The sequence below is a fragment of the Mesorhizobium sp. M0140 genome (genome assembly GCF_040322475.1).
In the GTDB taxonomy this organism is placed as follows: domain Bacteria; phylum Pseudomonadota; class Alphaproteobacteria; order Rhizobiales; family Rhizobiaceae; genus Mesorhizobium.
In genome coordinates, this window is the sequence record NZ_JAMYTM010000042.1 from 21,057 (window position 1) to 34,575 (window position 13,519).

Consider the following 13,519-nt stretch of genomic DNA (forward strand, 5'->3'; position numbering starts at 1 on the left):
GCTTCGCGGCGCGGCCATGGCAACCCGGCATTGCGTCGCTGCCCGAAGCACAACTTTCTCCTGACGGTCCCGCCTGTCAAGCACGGGCCTCAAGCGCAGGCGGTAATGGTCCATCGCAATTGGAATAACATCGACCGCAGTGGGAGCGCGGGGCAGCAATCGGGCACTTTAGCGGAACAAAACGTAGACAGTTCTGGTCTTTCCCCACCGAATCACTACATTCGGGGCAATGTCCGGCTTTTCCGAAGACATGCCCTTTTTCGACGAACCCAATGCGCGGCCCACGGCCCCGTCGGGCATCGCCGCGCGCGCCATGGCTGCCCGCAGCGGCCACAACAACGCGCCCGACTATCTCAAGGGGCTGAACCCCGAGCAACGGCTGGCGGTGGAAACCACCGAAGGCCCGGTTCTGGTGCTGGCCGGAGCCGGCACCGGCAAGACCCGCGTGCTCACCACGCGCATCGCTCACATCCTCGCCACCGGCAAGGCGTTCCCGTCGCAGATCCTCGCGGTGACCTTTACCAACAAGGCCGCGCGCGAGATGAAGATCCGCATCGGCGTGCTGATCGGCGAAGGCAATGTCGAGGGCATGCCATGGCTCGGCACCTTCCACTCGATTGGAGTGAAGCTGCTTCGCCGCCATGCTGAACTCGCCGGTTTGCGCTCCGATTTCACCATCCTCGACACCGACGACGTCGTGCGGCTGATCAAGCAGCTGATCCAGGCCGAAGGTCTGGACGACAAGCGCTGGCCGGCCAAGCAGTTCGCCCAGATGATCGACGGCTGGAAGAACAAGGGGCAAGGCCCGGCCGACATCGCCGAGGGCGATGCGCGCGCCTTCGCCAACGGCAAGGGCCGCGAGCTCTACAAGGCCTATCAGGAGCGGCTGAAGACGCTGAACGCATGCGATTTCGGCGACCTGCTCTGCCACCCGATCCGCATCTTCCGCGCCAATCCGGACGTGCTCAAGGAATACCATAAGCGCTTCAAATACATCCTCGTCGACGAGTACCAGGACACCAACACCGCCCAGTACATGTGGCTGCGGCTCCTGGCGCAAAGGCCGGATGCCGGGCGCAAGCCTTCGGCGACTAATCTCCAATCGGCCGAAGGCCGCAAGGACGACCGTCCGTCCGAGCCGTTGCGAGGCCCCCGCGGAGGGCCCGCGCCGGCAGGCGCGGAACAGCCCGTGAGCGTGAATATATGCTGCGTCGGCGATGACGACCAATCCATCTATGGCTGGCGCGGCGCCGAGGTCGACAACATCCTGCGCTTCGACAAGGATTTTCCCGGCGCCACCATCATCCGGCTGGAGCGCAACTACCGCTCGACCGCGCACATACTGGGGGCCGCCTCCCACCTCATAGCCCACAATGAGGGCCGCTTCGGCAAGACGCTGTTCACCGACCGCAACGAGCCGGAGGACGGCAAGGTGCATGTCCACGCCGCCTGGGATTCCGAGGAAGAAGCGCGCGCCGTCGGCGAGACCATCGAGACCTACCAGCGGCAAAAGCACAATCTCAACGACATGGCGATCCTGGTCCGCGCGTCCTTCCAGATGCGCGAATTCGAGGATCGTTTCGTCACGCTCGGTCTCAACTACCGCGTCATCGGCGGCCCGCGTTTCTACGAGCGCATGGAGATCCGCGATGCGCTGGCCTTCTTCCGCGTGGTGGCGCAAGGCGCCGACGACCTCGCCTTCGAGCGCATCGTCAATGTGCCCAAGCGCGGCCTTGGTGAAGCCACCATCCGCCAGATCCACGACACGGCCCGCGCGCTGCGCATCCCAATGCTGGAAGCCGCCGCCAAGCTCGCCGAAAGCGACGAGTTGAAGCCGAAGCCGCGCGCCGCCTTGCGCGAAGTCGCGGCCAGTTTCGAACGCTGGCAGAAGGCGCTGGAAACCACGCCGCACACCGAACTCGCCGAGACCATTCTCGAAGAGAGCGGCTACACCGACATGTGGAAGAACGACCGCTCGGTTGAAGCCCCCGGCCGGCTGGAGAACCTGAAAGAGCTGATCCGCTCGATGGAGGAGTATGAATCGCTGCGCTCCTTCCTCGAGCATGTCGCACTGGTCATGGACGCTGAGCAGAACGCCGGGCTCGACGCCGTCTCGATCATGACGCTGCATTCGGCCAAGGGCCTCGAATTCGAGACCGTCTTCCTGCCCGGCTGGGAAGAAGGTCTGTTCCCGCACCAGCGAGCGCTGGACGAAGGCGGCCGCTCCGGGCTGGAGGAAGAGCGCCGGCTTGCCTATGTCGGCCTGACTCGCGCCAAGAAGAACCTGCATCTGTGGTTCGTCTCCAACCGCCGCATCCACGGCCTGTGGCAGTCGACCATCCCGTCGCGCTTTCTCGACGAACTGCCGGAAGCCCATGTCGAGGTCGCCGAAAGCGGCAACTCCTATGGCGGCTACGGCAACTCCTACGGCGGCGGTTCTTTTGCCTCCGGCCGCGGCGGCCAGGGCGCAGGACGGCAGAACCCCTATGGCGCCTCGCGCTTCGACAATGTCGGCGCCGACACCGAAAAATCCGGCGCCTTCTCCAACACCTATGCGACGCCGGGCTGGCAGCGCGCGCAGGCCAACCGCACCGAAGCCACCGACCGCAACTGGGGCTCGCGCTCCGGCCACCAGGTCGAGCGCATCGGCTATGGCGAGACCGATTCCGGCTACGGCGCCGGCCGCACCTCGGTCAAAGGCCGCACCATCGACGGCGAACTGGTCGCCAAATCCGTCGCCGACACGCCATCGCCCTTCAATGTCGGCGACCGCGTCTTCCACCAGAAATTCGGCAACGGCAACATTTCCGCGATCGAAGGCAACAAGCTGACCATCGACTTCGACAAGGCCGGCCAGAAGCGCGTGCTGGACGGGTTCGTCGCGGCGGTGTGAGCGCCCGCTTGCCCTACAAGCGACCATTCTCTGGCGGAAGCCCCACCTTCGTCATCCACGGGCGGAGCAGGAGCGTAGCGACGCGGCGCAGACCCGAGGATCCATGCCGGGACTCAAACGCGTCACCACGGTGCAGAATTCTGCTCCGCTGCATTCCTGGGCGAAGGTCGCGGCATGGATCCTCGGGTCTTCGCGACGGAGCTGCGCTCCTGCTTCGCCCGTGGATGACGAAGTGATTGATGTCTCCGCCAATCGTCAAGGCATGCGGTTCGCCAACGAAACAGCCCTCACCGATACCTTGCCTGGTTCCACTTATGCCCGAGCAGCGACAGGATGATGATCAGGCCGTTGAAGAACTGCACGTAGAAGCCGCTCAACCCCGCCGCGACGACGCCGGTCTGGATGAAGGACACGGTGACCGCGCCGATAGCGCCGCCGACCACGGTGCCGATGCCGCCCCAGGTCGGCGTGCCGCCGACGAACACCGAGGCCAGCACCGGCAGCAGATAGCCGTCGCCGGCGGTCGGCCACCAGGTGAAGTTGATCATCACCGAGAAGGTGCCGGCGAGCGCCGCACCGATGCCGACGAAGACGAACACTTTCACCCGCACGCGCTTGACGTCGATGCCCATCTGCTGGGCGCTGTCGGGATTGTCGCCAACCACCCTCACCTGCGCGCCGAAGCGATGGCGGTTGTAGAGCATCGCCGACAGCACGACGAAGCCGATCGCCCAGAAAATCTGCACCGGAATTCCCAGGAGCTGGCTTGAAAAGATCGTGTAGGCCCAGCTGTCGCTGAGGCTGGTCAGCGCCATCGACTTGCCTTCGTTGATGATCTGGATCAGGCCGCGCAGCAGGAAATTCATGCCGAGCGTTGCGATCAGCGACGACAGCCCGCCATAGACCACCAGCGAGCCTACCAGGAAGCCGAGCAGCATGCCGGTGACGAGTGCGGCGGCGATGCCGAGGAACGGATCGTAGCCGGCCTGCACGACCAGCGCGAAGACCCATGAGGCGAAGCCCATCGTTGCCGGAAACGACAGGTCGATCTCACCGCAGGTGACGACGAAGACCAGCGGCACCACCACGAACAGCGCCACCGGCAGCGTCGTCAGCACCGAGCGGTAGAGATACCAGGTGGTGAAGACGGTCGGGTTGGCGATCATGAACACCGCCATCATGACGATGAACACGGCGAGCGTGCCGAGCGCGGCACGGTTGTCGAGGATGAAGCCGCGCATCCAGTGATCGGATGGGTGTTTCCACTCTTTCTGGGCACTGGGGCGGGGAATGCCGGCGGACGGCTCGTGCAGGTCGGGCTCCATGGTCTTGCTCATCGTGCTCTCTGCTCCGCGTCGCCGGCATCGTGCAGCCCGGCCAATCCGCCGGGATGCGCGACCTCTTCCATGAAGTTGATGAGATCTTCGGCCGACTTGACCTCGCTGCGGTCAGTCGTCAGTGCGACCTTGCCACGGTCGAGCACGACGAAGCGGTCGGCGATGTCGAAGACATGATGGATGTTGTGGCCGATGAACAGAATCGAGCGGCCGCTCGCCCGCACCTGACGCACGAAATGGAACACCTTGGCGGTTTCGGTCAGCGACAACGCCGTCGTCGGCTCGTCGAGGACGATCAACTCCGCCTGCTTGTAGATGGCGCGTGCGATCGCCACGCCCTGGCGTTCGCCGCCCGAAAGCTGGCCGACGATCGACTGCGGCGTGAACACTTTCGAGGTGAAGCCGATCTCGCGCATCAGCCGGCTCGCTTCCTCGATCTCCTTGTTGACCCTGAGAAAGCCCATGAAGCCGGTCAGTTCGCGGCCCATGAAGATGTTGCGAACGATGGTCTGCTGCACGGCCAGCGCCCGGTCCTGGAACACCGTCTCGATGCCGGCCTCGCGGGAACGCGCCGCGCTCCACCCGGTCACCGGCTTGCCGCGCACGAGGATTTCGCCGCTGGTCGGCTTGACCACGCCCGAGAGGATCTTGATCAGCGTCGACTTGCCGGCGCCATTGTCGCCGAGCAGGCCGACGACCTCGCCGCGGTCGACGCTGAGGTTGACCCCGCCCAGTGCATAGACCTGGCCATAGGATTTGCTGATGTCGCGCAGTTCGATGAGGCGCTCTGCCATCGGATCCTCGCTTTGATTGTCTCTTGCCGGCTTCGTCGCCAGCGGTCCCGCCGGCCGGGGCCTGAGATCCCGGCCGGCGGCTTGGGAGGTCAGCGCAGCGCCTGCTTGGCGAGCTCGGCGACGATCTCGTAATTTTCGGGCGTGACGAAGCCGGCGCCGGTGTCGACATTCATCGGCGCAAGCCCCAGCACCACCTGCTGGCAAAGGCTGAGGATCGGCAGATAGCCCTGCAGGAACGGCTGCTGGTCGGCGGTCAATTGCACCCAGCCGCCCTTAAAACCCTCGACGATCTGCGGGCTGGTGTCGAAGCCGAAGTTGAAGATCTCGCCCGCCTTGCGTCCGGCCGCCTGCATGTAGGTCGAGACATTGCCGAGCATCTGCCCGCCGGGATAGCCGACCGCCTTGACGTCGGGATTGTTGAGCAGCGCCGCGGTGATCACCGGAATGGCCAGATTGGGATCGGACGCCCATTCGCCGCTCGGCGGTGAGGACAACTGGATGACCTCGACGCCGGCCTCCTTGAGCGCCGCCACCGTGCCGCGCTCGCGCGCGCCGCGACTTTCGTTTTCGAACGGACCGATCATGATCGCCTTGTCGCCGGCCTTCAGCTTGCCGAGCTTGAACGCCTCGGCGCCGAGCGCGCGGCCCTGCTGTTCCTGCTGGGCGCCGACATAGCCGCCGCCAAATGCCGCCATCACCTTCGGCACCGGCACGTTCTGATACATCATCTTGATGCCGTCCTTGTGCGCCTGTTCGGCGAGCGGCATGATCGACGCGTCGCCCGGATGGCCCATCATGGCGATGCCGTTGGGCTTGACCGCGACGGCCTCGCGCAGTTGCTGCACCATCTTTTCGATGTCCCACTGGGAGAAGATGTAGTCGACCTTCGGCCCGAGATCGGCCTCTGCCTGCTTGGCGCCATTGTAGACGATGGTGCCGAAAGCGTCGCCCTCGGCGCCGCCGACGAAGAAGCGGATGTGGACATCCTTGCACCATTTGGCGTCGAGCGCCTGCGCGGGCAAGGTGGAGATCGCAGCGGCAAGCACCGTGGCGGCGGCCACGACGGTCGAGCGCAGAACTGTCCTTCTCATCGTCATGCTCATGCACTTATCCTCCCTTTTTGTCCTCGCAAGCGAGGGGTTTCGACATTCGCTTCGGCAATGCGCGCTGCAGACATCCCGGCCGGCTCCTCCCGCCGGCCGATCACATCGGGTTCGGCAGGTAGCTGGCGCCTCCCCGGCATTGCTTCAGATATTCCAGCGCCCGCACCTGCCCGGTGATCTCGAGATCGTCGCGATAGACCGGGTCGTGCCAGCCTTCGATATCGATGGCACCCTTGTACCCGGCCAGCCGCAATTCGCTGATCACCCGCGTCCAGTCGCTGTCGCCGAAGCCTGGCGTGCGCATCTGCACGAACGGCAAACGGCCGAACACGCCATGCTCGCGGATGACATCCCAGCGCACCGTCGCGTCCTTGCCATGGACGTGGAAGATGCGCGGCGCCCATTTGCGGATCTGCGGCATCGGGTCGATCAGATAGACGAGCTGGTGGCAGGGCTCCCATTCCAGTCCGAGATTGTCGTCGGGCACTTCGTTGAACATCAGCTCCCAGGCGTCGGGATTGTGGGCGATGTTCCAGTCACCGGCGGCCCAGTTGCCGTCCATGGCGCAGTTCTCGAAGGCGATGCGCACGCCCTTGTCGGCGGCACGCCTGGCCAGCGGCCCCCAGACTTCCTTGAAGCGCGGCAGGCTGTCGGTCAGCTTCTTGCCGCGCAGGCGACCGGTGAAGCCGCTGACCATCGAGGTGCCGAACAGATGCGCATTGTCGATCACGGTTTCCCACGCTGCGAGCACGCCGCGATCGACCTCGCCGTCTTCCAGCGGATTGCCGAACACGCCGAGCGAGGACACGGTGACGTCGGCATCGCCGATCGCCTCGCGGATCTGGCCGGCGAGAAGCGGCAGGTCCTTGTCGCCAAGCGTCTGCCAGAAGAAGGGCTGGATGCTCTCGAAGCCGTGCGGCAGGATCTGTTTGACGTAAGCCGCCGGATCATCGAGGTTTGCCCGCACCATGGTGCCGATCCGGACGTCGAGAAGCGGGTTTGGCATCATTTTGCGTCCTCTGCGATTGCCACGCGGCGTCCTGTTTCGGCGCTCTCGATGGCGCCAAAAACCATGGCCAGGCTCTTGATGTTGTCGGCGCCGCGCGTTTCCGGCTCGGTGCCGGTCTCGATGGCGTCCACGAAATCCTGGAGAATGCCGAGATGGCCGCCGACGCGATCGGACGCATCGAGCGGCGGCACCGCGATCGGCTGGGTTTTGTCGAACATCCCATCGCGGCCCGGCATCACTGCTTCTGCCCTCAGGTCGTCATGACCGTCCCAGATGAGGCTGCCGCGCTCGGCGACGATGCGCCATGTACTTTCCCAACTGGTGCGGAAGCCGGCGGCGCACCAGCTCCCGGCATAGGTGAAGACCTTGCTGCGGCCGAGATCGAAGACGGCGCTGGCCGACGATCCCTGCCGGTACCAGGAATTGGCCGGCTCCCATTCCTGGCAATAGACATTGGCCGGCTCGCCGGCGACCATGTAGCGGGCGGCGTCGAATGTGTGGATCGCCATGTCGAGCAGCAGCACATGCGCCATCTCCTCGCGAAAGCCGCCGAAATGCGGCGCGACGAAGAAGTCGGCGTGGATGCTGGTCGGCGTACCAATGGCGCCGGAATCCAGGAACCTGCGGATGCGCCTGACATTGGCGACATAGCGGCGGTTCTGCACGACGGCGTGAATGCGCCCGGCGCGGCGAGCGGCCTCGACGATGGCGCGCGCATTTTCCGGACTGTCGGCGAGCGGCTTTTCCGTCAGCAGATGGCAATTGTGGGCAAAAGCGGAAAAAGCGACTTCGCGCCGGGCGGCTGGAACCACCACGTCGAACACCGCTTGCGGTTTGGTCTGGTCGAGCACGGCGTCGAGATTGCTGCCGATGACAGCATTGGTGAGGTCGTATTCGCGCGCCCTCGCCCGTGCCCTGTCGGCATCGAGATCCACGAGGCCGACAAGGGTGAGCCCGTGGATCTGCCTGATGGCATCGAGCCAGGCCTTGCTCATCGCTCCGCAGCCGACCAGGACGACATCGATCATCCAGCGCTCCTCCTCCGCTCGGTCCCTCCAGACCGATCGTCGCGGCATCCACGGCAGGACCGTAAACGTTTTTCCGTAAACGTTTACGAGAACACACCCTAAGGCGTAGAATGTCAATTGGCCGTTGGCGAAAATCGTCCTGTCGCCTTGGCCTGAGCGGCTACCGGTGCTAGCCAAGCAAGGGGAGTACAGTCACTTGGCATCCAGCATTCACGACCTTGCCCGTCACTTGAACATATCGATCGGCACGGTGTCGCGAGCGCTGAACGGTCGCGCCGATGTAAATGCCGACACGCGCCAGCGCGTGCTCGAGGCGGCCAGGACGCTCAACTATTCGCCGAACCAGTCCGGCCGCAGCCTGAGGCAAGGCGCCACCCATTCGATCGCGTTCATGCTGCAGCCGCATCCCGGTGACCAGCAATATGGCGAGCCGTTCTTCATTCCATTCCTGATCGGGCTGCAGGCCAGGCTTGCCGAAAGCGGGCTCGACCTGACCGTGGTCATGGGGGCGCCGGGCGACTACCAGCAGGAGCGCCTGCGCCGGGTCGTCGAAACGCGCCGCGCCGACGCGGTGCTGCTGGCCTGGACGCGGCGCGAGGACGAGCGCATCGACTATCTCACGCAAGCCGGCTTTCCCTTCGCCACGCTCGGCCGCAGTCGCTCCGGGGCCAAGTCCTATCCTTCCCTCGACCTCGATTTCGAGAAGGCCGGCGCCGACGCCGTCGACCGCCTGGTGGCGCGCGGCCACCGCCGCATCGCCGCCGTCCGTCCGTCGCTCGACCTCAACTTCGGCTATTTGTTCCTGGCCGGCTACCGCAAGGCCCTGAAGCGGCACGGCATCGAGATCGACCCCGAGCTGATCGCCTCCGGCTTCATCAACGAGGCAGGTGGCTACGAGGTGACGCCGCAGGTGATGCGCTCCAACGCCCCGCCGAGCGCCATCATCTTCAACAATGACGCAATGGCGCTGGGCGGCTGCAAGGCGCTGGCCGAGATGGGCATCCGGCCGGGCCACGACATCGCGGTGACCGTCATCGTCGACACGCCGCTCTGCCGCTATTTTTCCCCAGCCCTGACCGCCTTCCGCCCGGCGCTGGAGCCAATGGGACAACGCCTCGCGGAAATGCTGCTGGCCTCGATCCCGGCCTTCGCCGGCCCCGAGGGTCCACGGATCATCCGCGAGGTCTGGCCGCTGGAGCTGGTCGCGCGCGACAGCGATTGATGGTGGCAGCAGGACCGCCGATGTCGTCCTCCCCTCAAACAGCACACCGGTGCGCAGTGCACCGGCCGCAACCTTGAATGCGCGGGAGGCGCTGTAGGCTCCGGACCGCGCCGCAATGAGGGCGATCAGCGAGAGCCGGCCTTAAGACACCGGCGCCGCTCCGCCCTCTGCCGTGCGCCGCGCGATGAACTCGTCCAGCACGCCGGCGGTGGCGGCAGCCGTTGCCGGCGGCGCGAAATCGGAGAGCACCCGCCTCCAGACACCGGTGGCGCGCTCGCTTGCCGTCTTCGATCCACTTTGCGTCCAATTGCCGAAATTCGACCAATCGGCCACCAGCGGTTCGTAGAAGGCGGTGCGGTAGCGCGCCATGGTGTGGCCGGCCGAGAAGAAATGGCCGCCCGGCTGCACCTCGGCGATCGCCTCGAAACCGATGGCATCGCTGTCACCCGGGGTTACGGCACAGAGTTCAGCCACCGTCTGCAGCGCCTCGATGTCGGTGATCAGTTTCTCAAAGGAGACACTGAGGCCGCCCTCCAGCCAGCCGGCGGCATGGATGCACATCGTCGCCCCGGCCAGCACCGAACCCCACAGCGCGAACTGCGTCTCGTGCGCGGCCTGCGCGTCGGAGATGTTGGCGGCACTGCCGCCGCCGGACCGCCACGGCAGCCCGGTGAAGCGCGCCAGCTGACCGGCGCCCAGCGTCGCCTTGACATGCTCGGGCGTGCCGAAGGCTGGCGCGCCGGATTTCATGTCGACATTGGAGGAAAACGAGCCATAGACGACTGGCGCACCCGGCCGAACGATCTGCGCCAGCGTCAGCCCGGCCAGCGCTTCGGCGTGCTGCAGCGTCAGCGCGCCGGCGACCGTGATCGGCGCCATGGCGCCCGCCAGGCAGAACGGCGTGATGACGGAGATTTGGCCCGCGCGGGCGAAATCGATGATGCCTTGCGCCATCGGGATGTCGAGCTGGCGCGGCGAGTTGGTGTTGATGACGGTGTAGCAATATGCATTTGCCAGAAACTCGTCCTGCGACAGGCCGCGCGCCAGCCGCAGCATCTCGAACCCGTCCTCGACCTGCGGCGTACCGCGCGCGAAGACGAATGGAAACTTGTCCGACAGCGTCAGCTGCGCGCGGTTGACGGCATAGTGCCGAAAGCGGTTGTCGACATCCTGCGGTTCGATGCAGGGCCCCAGCATATGCAGCACGTCGAAATGCTGCACCAGCCGCATGAGATCCTCGAAATCCGCCAGTGTTCCCGGCCGCCGGCCGCGCTCGAGATCGGTGACGTTCGGTGCTCCGCTCCCGGCCAGGAACGCCATCGAGCCAAGTTCGAGCGTCAAATCGCGCGCGCGGGAACCGGCATGGGCGTGGATCGAGTTCGGCGCCGAGGCCAGTGCCGCCGTCACCATGTCGCGACCGATGCGCACCATGTCGGTGTCCGGATCGACCAGGGCGCCGGCATTGGCGAAAAGCTCACGCGCCTGCGGCAGCAGCACCTTGATGCCGAGCTCTTCCAGCACGCGCAACGCCGTGTCATGGATGGCGGCGACCTGATCATCCGAGAAGATCGGCTGCGGCAGGAACGGATTCTTCAGCGAATGGTAATTGGGCCGGCGGCTGCTTTCGCTGCCTGCCTCGCCCGTGCGTCCACGCCGGCGCTCGCGCCTGCTGTCCCGTGCCGCGTCATCGACCATGGTGTATTCTCCTCATTGCCGCATCGCCTTGCCCTCGGGATCGTAGGGCGAGGCCGCGATGACGCGTGCCGGCCGCTCGACGCCTACAATGTGCACCGAAAGCGCCGTCCCCTCCTCGGCAAAATCGTCGTCCACCAACGCCAGTGCGACGCTCTTGCCGATCGTGTAACCAAATCCGCCCGAGGTGACGAAACCGACGCGCCGACTGTCATGCCAGACTGGCTCGAAACCGCTGGCATCGGCATCAATAGCGTCGATCTCCAGCGTCACGATCCGCTGCGAGGCACCGGCGTCGCGCTCCTTCAACGCCGCTTCGCGGCCGATGAAGTCGCTCTTGCCGAAAGCGATGAACCGGTCGAGACCGGTCTGGCCCGGCGTGTAGCCTTGCGTGAATTCGCGCGACCAGATGCCAAAGCTCTTCTCCAGCCGCAGCGCATTGAGCGCATAGTAGCCGATTTCGGCAAGGCCCAGATCCTCGCCAGCGCCCAGCAGCGTGTCGCGCAGAGTGGCATGCATGGTCACGGGGCAACTGATTTCGAAGCCGAGTTCGCCTGATATCGACAGCCGCGCAACACGTGCCTGCACCATGCCGATATCAAATGCGCCGCAGGCCATGAACGGCAGCGCTGCGCCGGAAACATCCTGATGCGTCGTTCGCTCCAGTATTTTGCGCGCGTTCGGCCCCGTCAGCAGAAAGCCGCTCATCGTGTCGGAGAGGTCGTCGACGGTGACGCCTTCAGCCGCATGGCTCTCGAACCAGCGCATGTGGAATTCCCGGAGATAGTAGGAGCCCATCAGCCAATAGCTGCCGCCGCCCCAGTTGAAGACGGTGAGGTCGCCCTTCAGCCGTCCGTCATGACCGAGCATCGGCGCCAGGCCGGCCCGCCCCGGCTTCGGCAGCCTGCAGGCGAGCAGCCGGTCGAGCCAGGCTTCCGCACTTGGCCCCGCCACCGCATAGCGCGAATAGGCCGAGATATCGACGAGACCGGCGGCGCGCCGCACCTGCAGCGCCTCGTCGCCGACGATGTCGAAGGCGTTGGAGCGCCGCAGCGTCGTGTTCTCGGCAAATCCCATCGGCGCGAAATAGGCCGGGATTTCCAGCCCCCACGACGCTGTCCATTCGCATCCCGCGGCCGTCATGCCGTCATAGGCGCCGGGGCGTTTCAGCGGCCGGCCGGCGGGCAGCCGCTCATTGGGAAAGGTCATGACGAAGCGGCGCGAATAGAACTGGCGTGTCGTCTGCTTGAGATATTCCCGGTTGGCGGCGAAGGCGCCGTAGCGGGCAATGTCCATGCCAAAGATGTCGGCCTGCGGTTCGCCGAAAATCATCCATTCGGCCAGCGACTTGCCGACGCCGCCGCCCTGGCTGAAACCGGCCATGACGCCGCAGGCGACCCAGTAATTCTTCAGCCCGCGCACCGGCCCGACAATCGGATTGCCGTCCGGGGTGAAGGTGAAGGCGCCGTTGACCCATTTGCGGATGCCGGCCGTCGCCAGGCAAGGAAAGCGCTCATGCGCCTTGGCGAGTTCGGGGCTGATGCGGTCGATGTCTTCCGGGATCAGCTCGATGCCGTAGTTCCATGGCGCGCCATCCATGTTCCAGTGCTTCGGGTTCTGCTCGTAAACGCCCAGCAGCACGCCCTTGCGCTCCTGCCGCAGATACGAATAGCCGTCGAGATCGACGGCGATGCCGATTTCCCTGTCCAGCGCCGCGATCTCGGGAATGTCCTCGGTGATGAAATAATGGTGCTCCATCGGCGTCACCGGCAGGTCGACGCCGGCCATGCGGCCGAGCTGCTTTGCCCACAGCCCGCCGGCGTTGACGACATGCTCGGCGATGATGGTGCCCTGCTCCGTGACGACATCCCAGCGACCGTCGGCGCGCGGCTTCAACTCGACCACCCGGTTGCGCAGTATGATGTCGGCGCCGCGCTTTTTTGCAGCGCCGGCATAGGCGTGCGTCGTGCCGTACGGGTCGAGATGGCCTTCGTTGGAATCATGCAACCCGCCAAGCACACCGGTGACGTCGACGATCGGGCAGATCGTCTTGATCTCATCGGGCGTTACCAACCTAGCGGTCTCGATGCCGACCGACTGGAACACCGCCCAGGCCGATTTCAGCCACTCCCAGCGCGCGGGATCGCTGGCGATGTTGACGCCGCCCTTCATGTGCAGGCCGATATCCCAGCCGGATTCGGCCTCGATCTCCCGGTAGAGATTGATGGTGTAGTCCTGCAGCGCCGCCACGTTGGGATCCGCGTTGAGCGAATGGAAGCCTGCCGCCGCGTGCCACGTCGAACCGGCCGTCAGTTCGGCGCGCTCGATCAGCGCCACATCCCTCCAGCCGAACCGCGTCAGGTGATAGAGCACCGAGGCTCCAACCACGCCACCTCCGATGACGACTGCGCGGTAGTGCGACTTCAAGGCTTCCCCTCCAC

Annotated in this window: 9 protein-coding genes; 2 read left to right on the plus strand and 7 right to left on the minus strand. The window is 65.2% G+C overall.

The window, feature by feature from the left end; translation table 11 throughout:
- Positions 1-229 precede the first annotated feature (229 nt).
- Positions 230-2,893: an ATP-dependent helicase gene (locus NKJ37_RS28645; protein WP_352776026.1), complete on the plus strand. Its 2,664-nt coding sequence runs from the start codon at positions 230-232 to the stop codon at positions 2,891-2,893.
- Positions 2,894-3,180: 287 nt separating this feature from the next.
- On the opposite strand, the gene NKJ37_RS28650 is transcribed toward NKJ37_RS28645, so the two are convergent.
- The 5 genes from NKJ37_RS28650 to NKJ37_RS28670 all read right to left on the minus strand — a co-directional run bounded on the left by NKJ37_RS28650 (position 3,181) and on the right by NKJ37_RS28670 (position 8,164).
- Entirely contained in the window at positions 3,181-4,230 is a 1,050-nt protein-coding gene (locus tag NKJ37_RS28650) for an ABC transporter permease (protein WP_127293063.1), read from the minus strand.
- Entirely contained in the window at positions 4,227-5,024 is a 798-nt protein-coding gene (locus NKJ37_RS28655; RefSeq protein WP_013530993.1) for an ATP-binding cassette domain-containing protein, read from the minus strand. Before NKJ37_RS28655 ends, NKJ37_RS28650 begins: the two co-directional genes overlap by 4 nt.
- Before the next feature lie 89 nt (positions 5,025-5,113).
- Entirely contained in the window at positions 5,114-6,127 is a 1,014-nt protein-coding gene (locus NKJ37_RS28660; RefSeq protein ID WP_352776029.1) for a substrate-binding domain-containing protein, read from the minus strand.
- Between the two features lie 100 nt (positions 6,128-6,227).
- On the minus strand, positions 6,228-7,136 hold the full coding sequence (locus NKJ37_RS28665; RefSeq protein WP_352776031.1) for a sugar phosphate isomerase/epimerase family protein: 909 nt from the start codon (positions 7,134-7,136) through the stop codon (positions 6,228-6,230).
- A complete protein-coding gene (locus NKJ37_RS28670; protein ID WP_352776033.1) occupies positions 7,133-8,164 on the minus strand; it encodes a Gfo/Idh/MocA family protein in 1,032 nt (343 codons plus the stop codon). The genes NKJ37_RS28665 and NKJ37_RS28670 overlap by 4 nt, the downstream gene beginning before the upstream one ends.
- 196 nt (positions 8,165-8,360) lie before the next feature.
- On the opposite strand from NKJ37_RS28670, the gene NKJ37_RS28675 reads away from it, so the two are divergent.
- Positions 8,361-9,386, plus strand: coding sequence for a LacI family DNA-binding transcriptional regulator (locus tag NKJ37_RS28675; RefSeq protein WP_352776035.1), 1,026 nt, complete (start codon positions 8,361-8,363; stop codon positions 9,384-9,386).
- A gap of 141 nt (positions 9,387-9,527) precedes the next feature.
- On the opposite strand, the gene NKJ37_RS28680 is transcribed toward NKJ37_RS28675, so the two are convergent.
- Positions 9,528-11,081: a trimethylamine methyltransferase family protein gene (locus NKJ37_RS28680; protein ID WP_352776037.1), complete on the minus strand. Its 1,554-nt coding sequence runs from the start codon at positions 11,079-11,081 to the stop codon at positions 9,528-9,530.
- A 12-nt stretch (positions 11,082-11,093) separates the two neighbouring features.
- Entirely contained in the window at positions 11,094-13,505 is a 2,412-nt protein-coding gene (locus tag NKJ37_RS28685; protein WP_352776039.1) for a GcvT family protein, read from the minus strand.
- Positions 13,506-13,519: the final 14 nt, after the last annotated feature.

Excerpts from the sequence above, each read along its gene's own strand:
- NKJ37_RS28645 (WP_352776026.1), top strand. The coding sequence starts at position 230 with ATGTCCGGCTTTTCCGAAGACATGCCCTTTTTCGACGAACCCAATGCG.
- NKJ37_RS28650 (WP_127293063.1), bottom strand. The coding sequence starts at position 4,230 with ATGAGCAAGACCATGGAGCCCGACCTGCACGAGCCGTCCGCCGGCATT.
- NKJ37_RS28655 (WP_013530993.1), bottom strand. The coding sequence starts at position 5,024 with ATGGCAGAGCGCCTCATCGAACTGCGCGACATCAGCAAATCCTATGGC.
- NKJ37_RS28660 (WP_352776029.1), bottom strand. The coding sequence starts at position 6,127 with ATGAGCATGACGATGAGAAGGACAGTTCTGCGCTCGACCGTCGTGGCC.
- NKJ37_RS28665 (WP_352776031.1), bottom strand. The coding sequence starts at position 7,136 with ATGATGCCAAACCCGCTTCTCGACGTCCGGATCGGCACCATGGTGCGG.
- NKJ37_RS28670 (WP_352776033.1), bottom strand. The coding sequence starts at position 8,164 with ATGATCGATGTCGTCCTGGTCGGCTGCGGAGCGATGAGCAAGGCCTGG.
- NKJ37_RS28680 (WP_352776037.1), bottom strand. The coding sequence starts at position 11,081 with ATGGTCGATGACGCGGCACGGGACAGCAGGCGCGAGCGCCGGCGTGGA.